Genomic DNA, 17,749 nt, shown 5'->3' on the forward strand with positions numbered 1-17,749 from the left:
GCGGTGAAAGCTATGCGAATCATATCAATACATATCTACCAATACGGAAAATTTTCAAATCGGACCTTTCACTTTTCCGCCTCGCCTGTCCAATTAATCTACGGATTAAATGAGGCAGGAAAAACGACGATGATGTCATTTATCGAAAGCATGCTGTTTGGTTTTCCGAAATCGAAAAAATATGAACCGAAATCAGGCGGTGTGTATGGCGGTGTTCTTGAGGCTGAGCACCCTGAATACGGCGTGATGAAGATTGAACGGACGAAAGGAACCGCTGAGAAGGTAAGGGTGTACACAGAAACCGGAGAAGTAAAGCAGGAAGACTTTCTGAAGCAGCTGTTCCAGGGTACGGACAGGGCGCTGTACAAAGCCATTTATTCGTTTGACGTATTCGGGTTGCAGGAAATTCACGCCTTTAATCGGGACAAGATTGGAGAATTCCTGCTGTTTTCCAGCCTGTTTGGCGCTGAAGCCGTATCAAAGCTTGATTCAAGACTGATGAAGGAAAGCGAAAGGCTCTTTAAACCAAACGGCCGAAACCCTCATTTGAATCAGGAGCTGGAAACGCTGAAGCAGCTGGCAGCAAAGCTGAAGCAGGCTGAAGCGGAGGAGGCGGGCTATCATCAGCTACTTGAGGAGAAAAGAACGCTCGAATCCCGTCTTGCTGCTGCTGAAACAGAGCTGAAAGAGACTGCGGAACACATTCGAAACATCGACAGAGCCATTGAACTGAAGCCGGTGCTAATCGAAAAAACTGCGCTGGAACAGGAGATTGAACAATATCCGGAGCATGCGGGGCAATTCCCTGCTGACGGGTTACATCGTTTAGAAAAGTATGAATCCCATCTTCATCCGAAATCCGCACAGCTGGAGGCGCTTCGGGTAAAGCTTGCAGAGTTGGACAAACAGCTGCAAAAGCTTAACCCGAATGAGGATATATTGGCGAATCAAGCGCTTATCCTAGAGCTATCATCAGCGTATCATATGTACCAATCCTACGGGGAACAGCTTGCCGCCATCCAGGCTCAGCTGCGCCAGTCCTCTTCACAGGCAGCGGCCGGGCTGGAGCAGCTGAATAAAACAGATGAAAATGAACTGCTGAATATGAACACGTCCTATGACTATGAATGGCAGCTCCAGCAGGCGGTGCGGCATTACGTGCAGGCAAGAGACAGAAAAAGACAGCTTGATGAAGCGTTTGAAGCGGCGCGGCGCGAGCTGGAAGACGCTGAAAGGGCAGTTCGTGACGTATCTTCCGCTATACTTGAAGACAGCCAAAGAAAAGATAAAGAAGCCGCTCTTAAAGCATATGATGAAGCACAGGGACAGCATCAAGAGCAGATGAAACTGAGGGAACAGCTGAAGTTCTTCGAAAGGCAGCAGGCGAAACAAAAGAAGATCGTGATTGCAGCAGGCATTCTCTTCATGGTTCTCTTTCTGCTGCTGGGGCAATGGATTCCAGCCATATGCGTCGGCGCTGCACTCATGCTGTATGCCTTTACAACTGGCAGAAAGCCGCTGTCTTCTGAAGAAGTAAGGGAGAGGAAAGAGCCAGAGACGGATATTTCTCCGCGAGAAGCCGAAGCGATTAGAGAAGCGTTATGGGAGGATGACCGCAATAAACAGCACCTCACATCGTTGCGGGCAGAGCTCCAGCCGAAAGAGGCAGCCTACGAAAGGATCATCCAGCAATTCGAACAGTGGGAGGCCGATATGGCTCCCTCCTTCAGCCAAGCTGAGCAATTCATGAATGAACTCGGATTTAAGGAAGACCCTTCCTTCTTGCTGGATGCTTACCATGTAATGAAGGATGTAAAAAAAGAAGTGAAGAAAAAACATGAGCTGACGATCGAAGCCGGGAGACTTCAAAAGCATCGGCGGACATTTGAGGAACGCGTCAGAATGCTGCATCCTGACAAAAACGATTCTCAAACCCCCGTGGCTGATGTCATTCACGCACTGCGGAAAAATGCGGAACGTGAAAAAGAGATCGAGAAGCAAAAAAGAGAAATTGAAACAGATATCCAATTTCACGAAGAACAGGTACTGGAGCTGGAGCAAGAAATACGGTATTTCCAAGCGCAGATCGAACAATTATTCACTGAGGCGGGTGCAAAAAACAGAAATGAGTTTTTCGCCATAGCCGACATCAGCAAGAAATTGAAGGATACTGAAATAAGGCTGTATAACATTAATGCACAGCTTCAAGGTGTCAGCTCAGCAGAACTTCATCTGGCGGACTCCGGCACTCTTTCTGAATTGGAACAAAAACGACTGCAGGAACATGAAAAAAAAGAACGGCTCGATGAGGAGCTGAAACAGCTGCGCGCTCAAATCGCAATGCTTTTGGTCAAACAGGAACAGTTAGAGGCTTCGGGATTGGTCTCAGATCTCAAATTGCAAACTGAAATGCAAAAAGAGCGTGTAAAAGAAGCTGCAAAAAAATGGGCATCGATTCAAATGGTCAGACATGTGATCAGAAACAAAATGGAGCGGCATAAAAAAGTCGGCCTGCCGCGTCTTTTGGAGACGGCTGGAGAATTCTTCCGCCCGCTGACTGACGGCAGCTATCAATCGATTTATTTTTCCGAAACAGATGATTCCATCATGGTTATGAACAGCGCTGGAACGGTATTTCAGGCGGAAGAGCTGTCTCAGGGCACGTGTGAACAGCTGTATACAGCAATTCGTTTCGCTCTGGCCGTTACTCGTCAGGATGGGGCAATGCTGCCATTCCAGCTCGACGACAGCTTTGTACATTTCGATCAGAAACGTCTGAACCGCGTGCTGGAAATGCTTGCTGTTTTATCAGGAGGAGAACGGCAGATTTTCTATTTTACATGCCATGAACATGTAAAAAATGCGTTTCAAAGTGATCAAATCATCCATTTAGTATCATAAATGAGGTAATATAGCTGAAAATCGGTATGTGATATACTGATATTATGTAAGATATGGAGGGAGCTTTAATAGTATGGCTAAAGGGATTATGCTACATGAGGTTGGCGAACAGGTTGACCAATATCTATTGATCAAATCCTTAACAAAAGGGATTGCAAGCAATGGAAAACCGTTTTTAACGCTGATGCTTCAAGACCAGTCGGGTGATATTGAAGCCAAGCTGTGGGATGCCAAGCAAAGTGATGAAGTAACCTATGCGCCGCAGACGATCGTTAAGGTTGTGGGGGATGTCCACCATTACCGCGGACGCACCCAGCTGAAGCTGAGAAATATCAGACCGGTGAGCGAGAATGAAAACGTCAATATTGATGATTTTTTGGAAACTGCGCCGATTCCGAAAAATGAAATGCTGGATACCATCACTCAATATATATTTGAAATGAAAAATCCAAATATCCAGCGGATAACAAGATATTTGGTCAAAAAGCACGAAGCAGAATTTATGGATTACCCGGCGGCTACGAAAAATCATCACGAGTTTGTCTCAGGTTTAGCGTATCACGTCGTCTCTATGCTGGATCTGGCAAAAGCCATTGCTGATTTATATCCGTCTCTTGACCGTGATCTTCTTTATGCAGGAGTTATCCTTCACGATCTCGGAAAAGTGAAAGAGCTGTCCGGGCCCGTTTCCACTTCCTATACAGTAGAAGGCAATCTGCTCGGCCATATTTCCATTATGGTCACAGAGCTGTCAAAAGCGGCTGAGGAGCTTCAAATCGATGCTGAAGAGGTGTTGATCCTTCAGCACTTGATCCTGAGCCATCACGGCAAAGCAGAGTGGGGCAGCCCAAAACCGCCGATGGTAAAAGAAGCGGAAATTTTGCACTATATTGATAATCTGGATGCGAAAATGAATATGATGGACAGAGCGCTGGAGCGCGTGAAGCCGGGTGAGTACACTGAACGTGTATTTGCACTTGAAAACCGTTCCTTTTATAAACCGACTTTTCATCAATAATCAAAAAGGACTGATGCTGACATGTTCAGCTCAGTCCTTTTTGATATGCTTTTCCCGCTCATAACCTGTCTCATTCCTGCATAAGGTTAAAAATAAAGAATCTATGCAAAAGGGGGAGAAGCCCGTGTTGTTTTTTCCATGGTGGGTATATCTTTGTATTGTGGGTATTATTTTCAGTGCATATAAGCTGGTGTCAGCAGCCAAAGAGGAAGATAAGTTAGACCAGTCTTTTATTGAAAAAGAAGGTCAGATTTATATTGAAAGGATGGAAAAAGAAAAAGAACGCCGCACGTCCCAGCAGCGTGAGGAAGAAAACCAAAATCATTCCATCGCATAAAAAAAAGCTGCGCAGCTCCGGTGAGCCTGCACAGCTTTTTTTTATTATTTAGAGCTGTTTGAAGAACTGCCAGTAGAAGCAGAAGTGTTGAATGTATCCTTCAAATCTTTATCCTTTACATCGATGTCAGCTTTCTTCATTACTTTTTGAACGGCTGCCTGCACAGCTGTGTTGTCATTAAGTTTTTGCTCGAGAACGTCAGATTTCAGCTCTTTTTTCATATCTTCATATTTTCCGCGTTCTTCAGTCTTTTTGATGATATGGTAGCCGAATTGTGTTTTCACAGGGTCGCTGACTTCGTTTGTTTTCAGCTTGAATGCAGCTTTTCTGAATGTGGAATCCAGTTGTTCGTTATCTTTTGAAATCCAGCCAAGTTCGCCACCATTTGTAGCTGAGCTTGTGTCTGTAGAGTATTCCTTTGCAAGGTCTTCAAATTTGTTGCCTTTTTTCAGCTTTTTCTCTACTTCCTCAGCTGTTTTTTTGTCAGCGACAAGGATGTGGCTTGCGCGAATTTGGCCTTTTAAGTTTTCCCAATATTCTTTTACTTCTTCATCCGTTACTTTGATATTATCTTTTGCCGCTTTTTCAGTAAGTAATTCCATTTTAACTGTTTCCTTCAAAAAATCTTCACCATATTGTTTTTTGATGGTTGAATATTGATCACCGAGCTGTGTTTTGTATTCTTGAAGTTTATTCTCCACTTCTTTATCAGTTACTTTATACTTTTTGTCTAATACTTTTTCTTGTGCAAGCTGTGTCAATGCACTTGCACCAGCAGTTTTTTTCATGTAAGTGTAAAGTTCGCCTTTTGTTACATCGCCTGCGTCTGTTTTTGCGATGACTTCTTTGTCGCCGCTGCTGCAAGCACTGAGAGCGAGGATGCTTGTAGCAGTGATAGCTGCTATTGCGATTTTCTTCATTGTTTCAAACACTCCTAATCATTCCAAATTGAATTGCCTATGCGTATCATAACATATTGTGGCTTTCTGTAAAAAGATTTTAAATAAAGGGCATTCGTCTAGTCAAACTTTTCCTGATGACATACAAATATATTGATCAAGAAAAGGAGGTATGTAACATGAGCGGAGGATATTCAAACGGTTTCGCTTTGCTTGTTGTACTGTTCATTTTGCTTATCATTGTAGGTGCAGCTTACATCTACTAAGCAGCAAAAGGGATCGCTTGTTGAATAAGCGATCCTTTACTTTCACAAGCGCCTAATCGTTTCATCAATTAACTGCATAAGATGTAATTGGAAAATAAAGCTTTTTACAGGAGGTGCTTTTTAAGATGGGTGAAGTATTTGCAGGCGGTTTCGCTTTATTGGTCGTCTTATTTATCTTGTTGATTATCATCGGCGCTTCTTGGCTTTACTAATCAATGCAAAAAAGCATAGCTGCCGGTTCTAGCGAGACCGGCAGCTATGCTTTCTTTACTTCCTTCATATTTAAACAGTAAAGGATATCTCCACAAATGAAGAGATCAGTAAAATTAATATACATACATTGATAAATCGAAATACCTTATCCTGGCGCTCTTCAGGAATCTCTCTGACAAGGCATAATGTATTGGTGAGCCTGTTTATAAAGTAAACAATAAACAAGGCAGTCACGATAAAATAGAATAAAATGATGGGAGATTCCCCCTCTCTCTGAACTGCTCCCATATTACATTACCAAATATTTATCAAAAAAGATAGAATGTAAACTGAAAAATCGGCACAGCGCCAAGCGTCCGCTACTTTTCGACCAAAATATCCAAGCCGTCTGCTTCCTGATCGATAAAGCATGCTTTCGGTGCTTGCATCAGCTTCAGAGCCAGCAAAAAGTCAGGCAGACAGTAGCCTGCATGAATGCCTGAAATCATGCAGAAGTAATGGGCGTGATTCGGAAACGCCAGCGCGGCGTAAAATAATACAGGTGTTATCAGCATAAAAGGGCTTAACAGTGAAATCAGCATCGTCGTTTTTGGTATCCGTTTCCACGTTCGCATACGCCATATATAAATCTTTTTTTCTATTTTTCTTTTTTTGCAGATGATCGGCAGGACATGGATGACTTTATGTACAAATAAAATAACGACGAGCAAAACGCCGAACAGCGGTACATATTCATCGCTCAAGCTTGTTTTAGGCCGCAACAGCTCAAATGCTAAGAAGTTAGATATAAAAACCATAATCATGAAACACACAGCAATCAATATTATGCGAACGGCACCATAATCTTTCATCAGATTTATGGTTTTCCAGCAATTCATCAAAGTCATCCTTCCGTACATCTTGAATAGAATCTCAAAATAATTTACTCCTCCCAAGAAAAAAAATCAATGCTTTTTTAAGAAAAAATATCTTTCAATAGGTATTTTTTTGAAAGGAGCAAACAATCTATGAAATATGGGGTTAGAACTTTCTTCTCAGTGAATTATCAGCTAAAATAAGATTAAAGATAGAAAGAAGTGGTGTGGATGGATTCGATGGATCATCGCATTGAGCGATTGGAATATTACATACAATTATTAGTGAAAACAGTGGATATGGACAAGTACCCCTTCTATGCGCTGCTGATTGATAAAGGGCTGAGCAGAGAAGAAGGGGAAGAGGTTGTGCGCATATGCGGTGAATTGTCGGAGGAGCTGGCAGCACAAAAAGCGCAAGGATTTGTAACCTTTGATAAGCTCCTTGCGCTTTTTGCCGGACAGCTGAACGAAAAATTAGATGTTCATGAAACGATTTTTGCCCTGTATGAGCAGGGGCTTTATAAAGAACTGATGGAAGTTTTTATAGACATTATCAGACACTTTGATTAACTGTTTACAGGTTCAAGTTCTTCGGCTGATTCATCCGCAGCAGTGTCCGTTGCTTTTTTCTTCAGTTTTCCGTTTACGCTTTCAAAGTCGTTGTCGATATTTGTGAGTGATGTTTCAAAGATTTCCATAAAATCATCGCCGTATATATGGCGGATCATACACATCATTTCTGCCACTTCAGGGAACTTTCCGAATAAATGATACAGAGGCTGTGACCCTTTAAAAACCGCGTTGCGCGTCGGATCAAATTCTTCAAGCAAGCTCCAGAATACCTCAGTTCCTTCCTCAGTCAGCTGAACATATGTGTTTCGTTTATCGTTCAGCCGTTTTGAAAACCTTAAATACCCGCGTTCCTCAAGCTTTTTTGAAAAGTTAAATGCCGTTGAAACGTGCATGACTCCGAACTTTGCAATTTCAGAAATGGAAGCTCCATTCAGCTGATAAGCAATCCATAAAATATGGTGCTCATTAATATTCAGGTCATACGGTTTGAGCCATTGCTGCCAGTCCTTCTCAATCGATTTCCAAAGAGCTTTGCTAAGCTGAGCCATTTTCTGGGTGAAGACCAGAGCCTCTTTCACATCATAAGGCGGTTCCACTTGATTCATTACGTCACCTGCTTCTCTTTATCTTTTTCTCTATTATGCCAATAAAATAAAGATTAATAAAGATGAAAATGTAAGAATTTTTTAATAAATTCTTGAGCCGTTGCTAGGAAAGGCTTTTGCGTATAAAAAAAGTGCAGGTCATGTTTTGACCCGCACTTTTTTCCTTTGAATAGGATATTAGTTTTGTAAGGTTTTCTCCAGCTGTTTGATTTTCTCTTCAATATCGGCGATTTCTTTTTGAAGATCCTGCTGATGAGGTTTGATCTCTTCCTGCCATTTTTTAATTGAGGTTTGCAGTTCACCGCTCACGTCTTTAATGACATCAGCACTTTCTTTTGCCGCTTTCACTAGCTGGTCCTTTAAAGTTAAGCCGTCTGATTTTAAGCGCTTGATCGTTTCTTCAAAAGAATCGCAATTGGTTTTGATTTTTTCACGCAGCTGTTTACCTGAAGAAGGTGCTGATAGAAGAACTGCAGCACCTCCGATGATGCCGCCCACGAATAGTCCTGTTAATAGAGAACGTCCGTCCGCCATTAAAATCACCCCGTTTTTTTCTTGAAATATGATACATGCAGCTTTTTCAATTTTGTTCGAAGAATGAACTTCTATACATAGCTTGCTTTATTTTAGCATATTTTTTAAGTGAAAAGGAGGGAGAAGGTTGTCTGTCTTTATGATTGTGTTATCCTGCATCACCCTTGCCTTTGCAACAGGCGCCATTTACTATATCAGACTTCTCAGCCAGGCTGCTTCTTATCCGCCGAAGAAAGTCATCCGGCAGAAAGCGCTTGTTTGTTCAACCGGAACCGCCTTTACACTATGTCTTATCTTTTTCACAAAACTCCTCGCTTAAAACATGCTGACATGCTGCGGGCTCTTTTTAAAAAAAAACCTCTCCCGCCAAGCGGAAGAGGTTTTGTGTCACATTTATTTTGCAGCTTCCATAAAACTTGAGCGTCTTAAAATGGTTTGCACAATCGGATACATCATGATCATGGCAATTGTATTCAATACAGCTGCCGGCAGAACGACTGCGGCGAATAATGCGGCGAAACCGCCAGGCAAACCGACGATAAATAAAGCTGACGTTAAAAATACAGTTCCTGATAAGATGGTGCCGATGACTGTCAGCACTGCGGCTGCAGCTGTTTTCTGGCTCTTTCTGACCAGAAGGAACAGGAAGAAAAACAGAAACGCTGATACAGGTTTGTCAATGATATTCGGAATCTGTCCGGCCGGAAATGCGGTTGTAAGAGCTGAAATGATTCCGGTCACAATCCCGATAACGAGTACATTTTGCACCCGCGGGAACAGAAGGATGCCCATAAACATCATGATCAGCATCATATCTGGTTTCATCCCGCCTAAAAAGGGCGGAATAATGGAATGGAGCGCTGCGCCGATTGCGGCAAACAGAGCCATAATGACTAACTCTTTTGTTTTCATAACTATGCTCTCCTCTGCTAAGCTTTTTGCCCTCCAATAATATGCTCATCATTTATTGCGAAGGCTTAAAGAATTTGTTATGCAAACAGTATACCAAACGAATGGTTTGCACAGCCAGACTTTTTACTCATTTTCCTGCTGGAATTTCTTCATGAACGCAGCTAATTTTTCACAGTCTTCCAGTGACACCGCATTATAAATGGAAGCACGGCAGCCTCCTACTGAACGGTGTCCGCCAAGGCCTACCATTTTTGTTTCTTTTGCCTCCTGAACGAACTTTTTCGTTAAACCGTCATCACGGAGCGTAAAGGTAACGTTCATGCGTGAACGGCTGTCCTTTCTGGCATGGCCTTTATAGAAGCCATTGCTTTCGTCAATGCAGCTGTAAAGAACCTGTGCTTTTTGTTCGTTGCGCTGTTCAGCCGCTTCAACTCCGCCGTTTTTCTTCAGCCACTCAAGGACGAGGCTCAGCATATAAATGGCAAATGTAGGCGGAGTGTTGTAAAGAGAATCCGCTTTGACATGTGTTGAATATTTAAGGATTTTCGGGACGTTGTCATTTTCATTTTGCAGCCATGATTTTTTCATTACGACAACGGTAACACCTGAAGGGCCAAGGTTTTTTTGGGCACCGCCGTAAATGACGTCAAATTTGGATACATCAATTTTTCGGCTTAAAATATCGCTGGACATGTCAGCGACGAGCGGAATTGGAGAATTCGGGAATTCCTGCCACTGTGTGCCGAAAATCGTATTGTTAGATGTAATATGTAAATATGCGCCGTCTTTTACATCTGTAAGGTCAACCTTAGGAATGTAGCTGTAATTGTCTGATTCGCTTGTCGCCGTCACAGATGTGTTTCCGAACAGTTTCGCTTCAGCGAGCGCTTTTTCAGACCAAGCGCCTGTCATCACAAAATGAGCGGTTTTTTCAGGTGTTAAAAAGTTCATCGGAAGCATTGAGAATTGAAGGCTTGCCCCGCCTTGAAGAAACAGAATGTCATAGTCTTCCGGGATGCCCATCAGTTCAATCAGCAAGCTTTTCGCTTTTTGATGCACCGCTTCATATTCTTTGCTGCGGTGGGAAAGCTCCATTACGGACATGCCGGATTCATTAAAATCAATAAACTCTTTCTGTGCTGTTTGCAGAACTTCTAATGGCAGCGCTGCAGGACCTGCGTTAAAATTCGTTGTACGTTCCATCATGATCTCTCCCTGTTTTCCACGTTAATGTAATAAATAATACAATTATCCTATCACAAAAATTAAGTTTTTTTGATAAAAAATTAGAATTATCAAAAGAAAATGACGAATATTTGCGAATTGTTCACAAATAAAAAAACCTCATCTTTATGATGAGGCCAGGCGTTTGGCAATGGATGAAGAAATGTCTTGGAGATCTTCCGGTTTGTAATCATCTGCATGTGTTTTCCACACTGCTCCGAATCCGTCTCCTTTTCCGTAGCGCGGGATAATATGCATATGGTAATGGAAAACAGATTGTCCTGCTTTTTCGCCGTTGTTGTTTAACGTATTTAAGCCGATCGGTTCAAATTCATCCCTGATGGCGCGGGCAATTTTCGGAACGGCGTGAAAATATTGTTTCGCTAATTCGTCTGTAAATTCGTAAACATTTTCAATATGTGTTTTCGGGATAACGAGGGTGTGGCCTTTCGTCACTTGGCTGATATCGAGAAATGCCAGCACATGTTCATCTTCATAAACCTTTGCTGACGGGATTTCGCCGGCGATAATTTTACAAAAAATACAATTCTCTGCACTATGCATGAGGGTTCCTCCTTATAAAATTGTTTTTTTATGTATAAACTCATCGTACCACAGAAATGAAGAAAATAGAAAACAGGATGAACGGCGGAGCGTTCACCCTGAATGCAGAGGAATCAGCTTTATGAAGAAAATGTGATATGCCTTTGGTAAGCACCTCATTTGTCAATAAAATGAAGACTTGTTTAATGCCTAACGATTCCTGCGATAAACACCTCATTTGATAGTCAGCTTCAGAAATGAAGATTCATCAATTCAGTGAATGCAAAAAGGTTTGGAGCATAGGACATGTTTATTTTCTATCCAACTGTGCCTAAGACGTCTTTGACAAACACCTCATTTTTCAGTTGATATGCTTTTTCCTCTACAACGATTATATTGTCCAGAAACCTGTCTCTTTATTACAGCAAATTCATCATTTGTTAAAAGGGAATTGTTTCAAATCAGGCTTTGTTTTTGGTACTATGAAGAAAAACAATATAAGGGGAGAAACTATGTCTCTGCTATCGGTAAAAGACTTAACCGGCGGTTATACGAGAAATCCGGTTTTGAAAAACGTGTCATTCACCCTTGAACCGAACCAAATTGTCGGTTTAATCGGTTTAAATGGTGCAGGTAAAAGTACAACAATCAGACATATCATCGGGCTGATGGACCCGCATAAAGGATCTATTGAGTTAAACGGGAAAACCTTTGCTGAGGATCGGGAAGGCTATCGGTCCCAATTCACTTATATTCCTGAGACACCCGTCTTATATGAAGAACTGACGCTGATGGAACACCTTGAATTGACGGCGATGGCATACGGCCTTTCAAAAGAAACCATGGAAAAAAGATTGCCGCCGCTGTTAAAGGAATTCCGAATGGAAAAAAGGCTGAAATGGTTCCCGGCTCATTTTTCTAAAGGAATGAAGCAGAAGGTTATGATCATGTGTGCGTTTTTGGCAGAGCCTGCGCTCTACATCATTGATGAGCCGTTTCTGGGACTTGATCCGCTGGCAATCAATGCTCTGCTTGAGCGGATGAATGAAGCGAAGAAAAGCGGGGCGAGCGTGCTGATGTCAACGCACATCCTGGCAACGGCGGAGCGGTATTGTGATTCGTTTATCATTTTACATAACGGCGAAGTGCGGGCGCGCGGCACGCTGTCCGAGCTCAGAGAGCAGTTTGGAATGAAGGACGCGGCGCTGGATGATTTGTATCTAGAGCTCACAAAGGAAGACGCTGGCCATGAATAACATGCTGGATATTTGGCAGTCACGGCTGCAGGAGCATATTAAAGAAACAAGAATGTACATGAAATATATGCTCAACGATCACCTCGTTATCGTTTTGATCTTTTTTATCGCAGGTGCGGCGAGCTGGTACAGCAAATGGATACGGGACATTCCCGCTCACTTTCCGTCCTTTTGGGTGATAGCCGTTCTGTTTTCACTCGTTCTGACAGGATCTTATGTGCGGACGCTTTTAAAGGAGGCTGACCTAGTCTTCTTATTGCCGCTTGAGGCTAAGATGGAGCCGTATTTGAGACAGGCGTTTGTTTACAGCTATGTGTCCCAGCTGTTTCCGCTGATTGCACTGAGCCTTGTAGCGATGCCGCTTTATTTCGCTGTCATGCCGGGGGCATCGCTCGTGTCGTACGCGGCGGTATTTGTACAGCTTCTGCTGCTGAAAGCGTGGAATCAGGCCTTGGAATGGCGTATGACGTTTCAAAATGACCGAAGCATGAAACAGATGGATCTTGTCATTCGTTTTGCCGCTAATACACTCGTTCTGTATTTTGTTTTTCAGTCTGTTTATGTGTATGCGCTTGTGATCTATATCATTATGGCGGCTCTTTATCTTTATGTGTCTTCCGCTGCAAAAGGAAAAACATTTAAATGGGAAAGCCATATTGAATACGAATTGAGACGCAAGCAGCGTTTTTACCGAATTGCCAACCTGTTTACGGATGTGCCGCATTTAAAGAAACAAGCGAAACGGAGAGCGTATCTCGACTTTTTGCTGCGGTTTGTCCCGTTTGAACAGCGTAAAACGTTTGCCTATATGTTTGCCCGCGCGTTTTTGCGTTCAAGTGATTATCTGGGCATTCAAGTCAGATTAACCGTTATTTTCGCGCTGATTATTATGTATGCGTCTGCAAGCCCGATGATCGCAGGGATTTTGACTGTGTTTACCGTCTTTATCACAGGCATTCAGCTTCTGCCGCTGTTTGGCCACTTTGACCATCTGGCGCTTCAAGAGCTATATCCTGTCAAAAAGGAAGCGAAGCTGAAAAGCTATTTCTCTCTATTAAAAACTGCGCTTAGCGTGCAGGCTCTGCTCATGGCAGCGGCCTCTGCATATGCTGCGGGCGCTGCAGGTTTTCTGTATGCGCTGATCGGCTCTGCCGTCTTGATCTTTGGCGTTCTGCCGTCTTACATGACCGCCAGATTAAAAAAACACGGAAAGCTGTGAGCTGAAAAAAGGGGTAGGTCAAATGAGCGAGAATCTGCTGATGCAGGAAGCTCTTCAATGGAAAATGCATTTTTTGCGAAAGGATTCCATGTTTGAACGCTTCTCAAAGCGTGTGCAAACAAAGGTGAATGAACGGATACCTGAAAAAATTCATGCAGCGGTAACTGAAAGCGTGAAAAAAATGGTGGAAGCCACGATGGCAGGATCTAATATCATCACTTATAAGAAGGATACAAGCACGCTTTCACTCAGTGAAAAAAACGAGCTTGCGAAAAAAACGATTGCTTCTTATCAGAAAGTGGCGGCTGCTGAAGGAGTCGGCACCGGGGCGGGCGGCATTTTTTTAGGTATTGCCGATTTCCCGCTGCTGCTTTCCATTAAGATGAAATGTTTATTCACTTTGTCCTCGATATACGGTTTTGATGTGAAGAATGCAGAAGAAAGGATGTTTTTGCTTCTTGTATTTCAGCTTGCTTTTTCAAGTGATGACTGCCGCAAATCGCTTTTTTCTGTCATTGAAAACTGGGAGACGGAGAAAAAGGATATTGACTGGAGAGTGTTTCAGCAGGAGTATCGCGATTATATTGATGTCGTCAAGCTTTTTCAGCTTTTACCAGGGGTAGGGGCCGCAGTCGGCGGAATTGCCAATTATAAACTGCTTGCTCAGCTTGGAGATACAGCAAGACATGTTTTTCATCTGAGAATATTAAAGGAAACAGCCGGAGAGTAAAACTCCGGCTGTTTTTTTATGATAAATGGTAAGTGATTGCAGCGCCCGCAAGCACTTTGGCAGCAGTCAGCATCGCTTTTTCATTGATATCAAATTTCGGATGGTGGTGGGAAAAGATACGCTCAGGCTGTTCAGGAGCGGCGCCGGTAAAGAAAAAGGTTCCTTTGACATGCTGTAAGTAATAAGAAAAATCTTCGCCGCCCATTTGCGGTTCACCTTGAAGAACCTGTTGAACGCCGTCTGTGGTTTTTGCGACGTTTACCAGATGGTCGGTCTCCGCAGGGTGATTGACTACCGCCGGGTAGCCGCGTTCATAGTTGTAGTCATAGGAAGCGCCGTGCATGCTGCACACACCTTTTACAACAGCTTCGATTTCTTTTTCCAGAGTGTCGCGGACATTTTCATTAAACGAACGAGCTGTGCCAATGAGAGTTGCATGGTCTGCAATCACATTAAACGGGTTATCAGCCATGAAAGAGCCTGTCGATATGACAGCGGAGTGAATCGGATTGACTTTGCGGCTGACAATATGCTGCAGCGAGGAAACGATTTGCGAGCCGATCAGGACGGCGTCTTTTGTATCATGGGGGTGAGCGCCATGGCCGCCCTTTCCGTGAATGCTGATTGTAAATCTGTCAGCTGCGGCCATTACGGCGCCGGAGCGGCAGAGAATGGTACCGATCGGCTCAGTCGCCCAAAGATGGGTGCCGAATATGACGTCTGCGTTTTCAAGACAGCCGTCCTCAATCATCGGTTTTGCGCCCCCTGGCGCGTACTCCTCAGCGTGCTGGTGGATCATAATAAACGTTCCTTTCAGATCATGCCTGTTCTGAAAAAGCACCTTTCCGACGGCAAGCAGAGCTGCTGTATGGCCGTCATGGCCGCATGCATGCATGACACCGGGCACTTTGGAGGCGTAAGGAACATCTTTTTCATCCTGGATGGGAAGGGCGTCAAAATCGGCCCGCAATGCGACAGCAGGACCGGGTTCGCTGCCTTCAATATAAGCCAGAACCCCATTGCCGCCGACTTTGGTGCGGATCGGGACTCCTAACGATTCGTAATAGGAAGCAATAAAAGCGGCAGTTTTTTCTTCCTGATTGGAAAGTTCAGGGTACATATGGAAATGGCGCCTGATTTCCACCATTTCATCGAAACAGCTGTCGAGCTGTTTGTTTATCTCTTTTTGCAGCGTCTTTATGGACATAGCCGCTTCCCCCTTTTCTAAGCTTTTCCATGATTGTATAGAAAAAGTCTGAATATTTCAACTGGTCGGGTTTCAAAGCATGATCATCGCTGCAATGGTTGTCACCGAAAGCCCGATCACAACGGGGAGGAAGTTCTTTCTGGCAAGCTCAAATGGATCGACCTTGCAAATGGCTGCGGCGGGAATGAGCGCCCATGGAATAAGCGTACCGCCGCCCACCCAGATGGCTGATATTTGCCCGAGTGCTGTCAGGACGGCTGGGTCAGCATGGAGAGCGGATGAAAAGAGCTTGGCGATGGAGCCGGCGAGGGAAATGCCTGAAAAACCTGAACCATCGAGTCCGGTTACGGCTCCAGCGGCAGTCAAGGCTGCGGCGGCAAGCTCCTTAGACATAGGCATCGCGTGAGATAAGGCGATGCCGAGATCATTGACAATGCCGTGTGAATGTTTAGGGAGTTCAGTACCCAATATGCTCTCATAGCCGGAATCACCAAGATAAAAGAAAGCGGCAATTGGAATGACGGGACCGAAAACCTTAAAGCCGAATTGAAACCCCTCGATAAAATATCCATTAATTTTTTCAAGCCCTTTCTGTTTATACACAAGGAAATGGACGATCAGCAGGATGCAAATGGCCGATCCGCCAATTAACGCGGTTGCATCATTTCCTTGAAGGTTGAATATGACCATGCACGCGATATCAGCTGCAAATACAAGAGGAATCAAAAGAGCCAGCATTGACCGAAGACGTTTCGGCAAATACATTGAAGTGTCATGTTCTTCTGACATCGGGGAAAAAGAAGCGGGCCGCAATTGTTTTTTGCGTTCACGCTGAATCATAAAGAAAGCGGCAGTTGTTGTGGTCACGCCCATAATCAGAACGAGCGGAATGCTTGCTGAAATGACATCACCGACAGGGATGCCTGCTGCATCAGCTGTCAGTTTTGGCGCTGCCTGAATGACAAAGTCTCCTGAAAGAGCAAAGCCGTGCCCGAATAAATTCATTGCCATAGCGGCAGCAATAGGCGGCAGGCCGGCACGGGCGGCTGCCGGAAGCAGAACGGCGCCGATTAAAGCGACACCCGGCGAAGGCCAGAAGAATAGAGAAATGGCAAACATCAGTCCGCCAATCAGCCAGTATGCAATTACAGGACCTTTCACAAGACGGACAAAAGGAGAAATCATCGCTTCATTTATTCCTGTTTTCGTTAACACATCACTCATAGACACGATAAAACAAATGATGAAAATCGTAGGAAGCAGCTCAGATGCCGCATAGATGAAGCTGTGGAATAAACTGCTGACCGAAGCTGAAAGCGAATGGCTGGCCCATAACGAAATGATGAAAATCCCAAATAACGAAATAAAGGTTGTATCTTTTCGCAGCAGCATAAAAAGAATGATCGCTCCAATAAAAAACACATAAAGAACATGAACAGACATAATCCCGATTTCCATCATTGATCACTCCTTCCGCTTCCTACAGATTATTCATAGGCGGGCGGAAGGTGCCGGGACAGATAGCATCTGACCGCAGATATTACTTCAGATAGACATGAATATGTTTTAGCTGCTCGATCAACTCGTGCTTCAATACTTTTTTAGCCTGCTGCTGATGCTGCGGGTAGCATTCGGGTGAAAAAATAACGGCACCGGCAGCAAGCCAGTTTTTTCGGTAGGCGATTATGCTTTCCAAAGGCTCTACATATGAACCGTCCTCACGCGTCATTTCAAAATCGTCGTATCCGAATTGGAAGCCGCAGCACGAGCAGATTTCATAGGAGTGATTCCCTTGATCATCATATGCCAGTTCTGTCAGCCCTTTAAACCCGCAGACTGGGCAAATATACTTCATCTTGCTTCCCTCCCTTTCGCCAAAAAAAAGCTGCCGGACATTCCGGCAGCTATTCGACAGCAACATATGTGGTGACATACGAAGGCCGGGAGAAAATAGACGTTGTGTCAACTCCGGCAGACGTGCCGCGTTTTTTGTGGGCTTCTTTGTATGAGCCTGACTGCTGCCAGTCTTGGAAGGCTCTTTCTGTTTCCCACAAGGTGAGAATGACGTACGTGTCGCTGTCAAGCGGACGCAGGACACGAATGGCTTCAAAACCGGGCTCGTTTTCGACTTTTCCCGCTCTGTTTTTAAATCTGTTTTCAAACAGCGGCCGTCCTTCCTGTGTGACGGCTATATTGTTCAATACTGCGAAACCGGGATGCTTCATGTCCCCGACTTGGTCAATGACTTCATAGGAATGGGGGGCCTGAAAAACCGTTTCTCCGTTTGTTTCGTGAATTAAAATCGCATTTTCCTGTCCCTGCATCAAAAGCATATTTTCCGAGGAATGTTTTTGCACGATGTTTTTCAAAAAATCGGCTGTCCCATATGTAATATAAACCTTCATATCAGCCACCTCCTGCTTGCTAGTATATCAAAACAATGGTATAAGTTTCT

The 17,749-nt window shown here is 44.0% G+C and carries 22 protein-coding genes; 10 read left to right on the top strand and 12 right to left on the bottom strand.

The features are described 5' to 3' along the window. Window positions 1–3 precede the first annotated feature (3 nt). From UJ203_RS07860 to UJ203_RS07870, 3 genes are all read left to right on the top strand, one after another. Window positions 4–2,901, top strand: a complete 2,898-nt coding sequence (locus UJ203_RS07860) for an ATP-binding protein (RefSeq protein WP_322009706.1) — start codon at window positions 4–6, stop codon at window positions 2,899–2,901. 73 nt (window positions 2,902–2,974) lie between these two features. Beyond that, entirely contained in the window at window positions 2,975–3,919 is a 945-nt protein-coding gene (gene yhaM / locus UJ203_RS07865) for a 3'-5' exoribonuclease YhaM (RefSeq protein ID WP_322009708.1), read from the top strand. 124 nt (window positions 3,920–4,043) lie between these two features. Continuing rightward, entirely contained in the window at window positions 4,044–4,256 is a 213-nt protein-coding gene (locus UJ203_RS07870) for a sporulation YhaL family protein (protein WP_010333590.1), read from the top strand. Between the two features lie 44 nt (window positions 4,257–4,300). On the opposite strand, the gene UJ203_RS07875 is transcribed toward UJ203_RS07870, so the two are convergent. Then, a complete protein-coding gene (locus tag UJ203_RS07875) occupies window positions 4,301–5,176 on the bottom strand; it encodes a peptidylprolyl isomerase (RefSeq protein WP_322009711.1) in 876 nt (291 codons plus the stop codon). A gap of 158 nt (window positions 5,177–5,334) precedes the next feature. Here UJ203_RS07875 and yhzE1 point away from each other — a divergent pair, with 158 nt between their 5' ends. Both yhzE1 and yhzE2 read left to right on the top strand, forming a co-directional pair. Then, a complete protein-coding gene (gene yhzE1 / locus UJ203_RS07880; RefSeq protein ID WP_003327753.1) occupies window positions 5,335–5,421 on the top strand; it encodes a sporulation protein YhzE1 in 87 nt (28 codons plus the stop codon). Window positions 5,422–5,546: 125 nt separating this feature from the next. Next, entirely contained in the window at window positions 5,547–5,633 is an 87-nt protein-coding gene (yhzE2, locus tag UJ203_RS07885; RefSeq protein ID WP_003155248.1) for a sporulation protein YhzE2, read from the top strand. A gap of 70 nt (window positions 5,634–5,703) precedes the next feature. On the opposite strand, the gene UJ203_RS07890 is transcribed toward yhzE2, so the two are convergent. Beyond that, window positions 5,704–5,922, bottom strand: coding sequence for a hypothetical protein (locus UJ203_RS07890; RefSeq protein WP_081638266.1), 219 nt, complete (start codon window positions 5,920–5,922; stop codon window positions 5,704–5,706). 71 nt (window positions 5,923–5,993) lie between these two features. Beyond that, window positions 5,994–6,512: a DUF3267 domain-containing protein gene (locus tag UJ203_RS07895; protein ID WP_024120775.1), complete on the bottom strand. Its 519-nt coding sequence runs from the start codon at window positions 6,510–6,512 to the stop codon at window positions 5,994–5,996. Window positions 6,513–6,719: 207 nt separating this feature from the next. On the opposite strand from UJ203_RS07895, the gene UJ203_RS07900 reads away from it, so the two are divergent. After that, the gene (locus UJ203_RS07900) at window positions 6,720–7,061 is read left to right on the top strand and encodes a YhaI family protein (RefSeq protein ID WP_305935157.1); all 342 of its coding nucleotides are present in this window, start codon (window positions 6,720–6,722) and stop codon (window positions 7,059–7,061) included. On the opposite strand, the gene UJ203_RS07905 is transcribed toward UJ203_RS07900, so the two are convergent. Beyond that, complete coding sequence (locus tag UJ203_RS07905) at window positions 7,058–7,669, bottom strand: HTH-type transcriptional regulator Hpr (RefSeq protein WP_024120777.1); 612 nt, start codon at window positions 7,667–7,669, stop codon at window positions 7,058–7,060. The two genes, UJ203_RS07900 and UJ203_RS07905, sit on opposite strands and share 4 nt — an antisense overlap. 177 nt (window positions 7,670–7,846) lie before the next feature. Further along, entirely contained in the window at window positions 7,847–8,203 is a 357-nt protein-coding gene (locus UJ203_RS07910) for a YtxH domain-containing protein (RefSeq protein ID WP_024120778.1), read from the bottom strand. Window positions 8,204–8,330: 127 nt separating this feature from the next. Between UJ203_RS07910 and UJ203_RS07915 the strand changes: the two genes are divergently transcribed. Continuing rightward, complete coding sequence (locus UJ203_RS07915; protein WP_024120779.1) at window positions 8,331–8,522, top strand: hypothetical protein; 192 nt, start codon at window positions 8,331–8,333, stop codon at window positions 8,520–8,522. A gap of 74 nt (window positions 8,523–8,596) precedes the next feature. On the opposite strand, the gene trpP is transcribed toward UJ203_RS07915, so the two are convergent. The 3 genes from trpP to UJ203_RS07930 form a co-directional block, all read right to left on the bottom strand. Next, window positions 8,597–9,115: a tryptophan transporter TrpP gene (trpP, locus tag UJ203_RS07920; protein WP_105955310.1), complete on the bottom strand. Its 519-nt coding sequence runs from the start codon at window positions 9,113–9,115 to the stop codon at window positions 8,597–8,599. Window positions 9,116–9,238: 123 nt separating this feature from the next. Continuing rightward, the gene (gene serC, locus UJ203_RS07925) at window positions 9,239–10,318 is read right to left on the bottom strand and encodes a 3-phosphoserine/phosphohydroxythreonine transaminase (protein ID WP_202852698.1); all 1,080 of its coding nucleotides are present in this window, start codon (window positions 10,316–10,318) and stop codon (window positions 9,239–9,241) included. 147 nt (window positions 10,319–10,465) lie between these two features. Beyond that, window positions 10,466–10,903, bottom strand: a complete 438-nt coding sequence (locus UJ203_RS07930) for an HIT family protein (protein ID WP_003327743.1) — start codon at window positions 10,901–10,903, stop codon at window positions 10,466–10,468. A gap of 491 nt (window positions 10,904–11,394) precedes the next feature. Between UJ203_RS07930 and ecsA the strand changes: the two genes are divergently transcribed. From ecsA to UJ203_RS07945, 3 genes are read left to right on the top strand one after another with little or no spacing between them, the layout of a single operon-like run. Next, window positions 11,395–12,138 carry an ABC transporter ATP-binding protein EcsA gene (gene ecsA, locus UJ203_RS07935; RefSeq protein WP_024120782.1) on the top strand — a complete coding sequence of 248 codons (744 nt, stop codon included), beginning with the start codon at window positions 11,395–11,397 and terminating at the stop codon, window positions 12,136–12,138. Then, the gene (locus UJ203_RS07940) at window positions 12,131–13,357 is read left to right on the top strand and encodes an ABC transporter permease (protein WP_322009728.1); all 1,227 of its coding nucleotides are present in this window, start codon (window positions 12,131–12,133) and stop codon (window positions 13,355–13,357) included. The genes ecsA and UJ203_RS07940 overlap by 8 nt, the downstream gene beginning before the upstream one ends. A gap of 22 nt (window positions 13,358–13,379) precedes the next feature. Further along, the gene (locus tag UJ203_RS07945) at window positions 13,380–14,087 is read left to right on the top strand and encodes an EcsC family protein (RefSeq protein WP_106020623.1); all 708 of its coding nucleotides are present in this window, start codon (window positions 13,380–13,382) and stop codon (window positions 14,085–14,087) included. Between the two features lie 16 nt (window positions 14,088–14,103). On the opposite strand, the gene UJ203_RS07950 is transcribed toward UJ203_RS07945, so the two are convergent. The 4 genes from UJ203_RS07950 to hmoB all read right to left on the bottom strand — a co-directional run bounded on the left by UJ203_RS07950 (window position 14,104) and on the right by hmoB (window position 17,699). Continuing rightward, window positions 14,104–15,294 carry a M20 family metallopeptidase gene (locus UJ203_RS07950; protein WP_105990523.1) on the bottom strand — a complete coding sequence of 397 codons (1,191 nt, stop codon included), beginning with the start codon at window positions 15,292–15,294 and terminating at the stop codon, window positions 14,104–14,106. 72 nt (window positions 15,295–15,366) lie between these two features. After that, complete coding sequence (locus UJ203_RS07955; protein ID WP_322009735.1) at window positions 15,367–16,755, bottom strand: hypothetical protein; 1,389 nt, start codon at window positions 16,753–16,755, stop codon at window positions 15,367–15,369. Between the two features lie 79 nt (window positions 16,756–16,834). After that, the gene (locus tag UJ203_RS07960; protein ID WP_322009736.1) at window positions 16,835–17,149 is read right to left on the bottom strand and encodes a hypothetical protein; all 315 of its coding nucleotides are present in this window, start codon (window positions 17,147–17,149) and stop codon (window positions 16,835–16,837) included. A 49-nt stretch (window positions 17,150–17,198) separates the two neighbouring features. Beyond that, window positions 17,199–17,699, bottom strand: a complete 501-nt coding sequence (gene hmoB / locus UJ203_RS07965; protein WP_044156545.1) for a heme-degrading oxygenase HmoB — start codon at window positions 17,697–17,699, stop codon at window positions 17,199–17,201. Window positions 17,700–17,749 lie beyond the last annotated feature (50 nt).

It is taken from the genome of Bacillus sp. V26, assembly GCF_034296245.1.
In the GTDB taxonomy this organism is placed as follows: Bacteria; Bacillota; Bacilli; order Bacillales; family Bacillaceae; genus Bacillus; species Bacillus halotolerans.

Coding starts and splice junctions, on each gene's coding strand:
- yhaM (WP_322009708.1), top strand. CDS start 2,975: ATGGCTAAAGGGATTATGCTACATGAGGTTGGCGAACAGGTTGACCAA.
- UJ203_RS07875 (WP_322009711.1), bottom strand. CDS start 5,176: ATGAAGAAAATCGCAATAGCAGCTATCACTGCTACAAGCATCCTCGCT.
- yhzE1 (WP_003327753.1), top strand. CDS start 5,335: ATGAGCGGAGGATATTCAAACGGTTTCGCTTTGCTTGTTGTACTGTTC.
- yhzE2 (WP_003155248.1), top strand. CDS start 5,547: ATGGGTGAAGTATTTGCAGGCGGTTTCGCTTTATTGGTCGTCTTATTT.
- UJ203_RS07890 (WP_081638266.1), bottom strand. CDS start 5,922: ATGGGAGCAGTTCAGAGAGAGGGGGAATCTCCCATCATTTTATTCTAT.
- UJ203_RS07895 (WP_024120775.1), bottom strand. CDS start 6,512: ATGAATTGCTGGAAAACCATAAATCTGATGAAAGATTATGGTGCCGTT.
- UJ203_RS07900 (WP_305935157.1), top strand. CDS start 6,720: ATGGATTCGATGGATCATCGCATTGAGCGATTGGAATATTACATACAA.
- UJ203_RS07905 (WP_024120777.1), bottom strand. CDS start 7,669: ATGAATCAAGTGGAACCGCCTTATGATGTGAAAGAGGCTCTGGTCTTC.
- UJ203_RS07910 (WP_024120778.1), bottom strand. CDS start 8,203: ATGGCGGACGGACGTTCTCTATTAACAGGACTATTCGTGGGCGGCATC.
- trpP (WP_105955310.1), bottom strand. CDS start 9,115: ATGAAAACAAAAGAGTTAGTCATTATGGCTCTGTTTGCCGCAATCGGC.
- serC (WP_202852698.1), bottom strand. CDS start 10,318: ATGGAACGTACAACGAATTTTAACGCAGGTCCTGCAGCGCTGCCATTA.
- UJ203_RS07930 (WP_003327743.1), bottom strand. CDS start 10,903: ATGCATAGTGCAGAGAATTGTATTTTTTGTAAAATTATCGCCGGCGAA.
- ecsA (WP_024120782.1), top strand. CDS start 11,395: ATGTCTCTGCTATCGGTAAAAGACTTAACCGGCGGTTATACGAGAAAT.
- UJ203_RS07940 (WP_322009728.1), top strand. CDS start 12,131: ATGAATAACATGCTGGATATTTGGCAGTCACGGCTGCAGGAGCATATT.
- UJ203_RS07945 (WP_106020623.1), top strand. CDS start 13,380: ATGAGCGAGAATCTGCTGATGCAGGAAGCTCTTCAATGGAAAATGCAT.
- UJ203_RS07950 (WP_105990523.1), bottom strand. CDS start 15,294: ATGTCCATAAAGACGCTGCAAAAAGAGATAAACAAACAGCTCGACAGC.
- UJ203_RS07955 (WP_322009735.1), bottom strand. CDS start 16,755: ATGATGGAAATCGGGATTATGTCTGTTCATGTTCTTTATGTGTTTTTT.
- UJ203_RS07960 (WP_322009736.1), bottom strand. CDS start 17,149: ATGAAGTATATTTGCCCAGTCTGCGGGTTTAAAGGGCTGACAGAACTG.
- hmoB (WP_044156545.1), bottom strand. CDS start 17,699: ATGAAGGTTTATATTACATATGGGACAGCCGATTTTTTGAAAAACATC.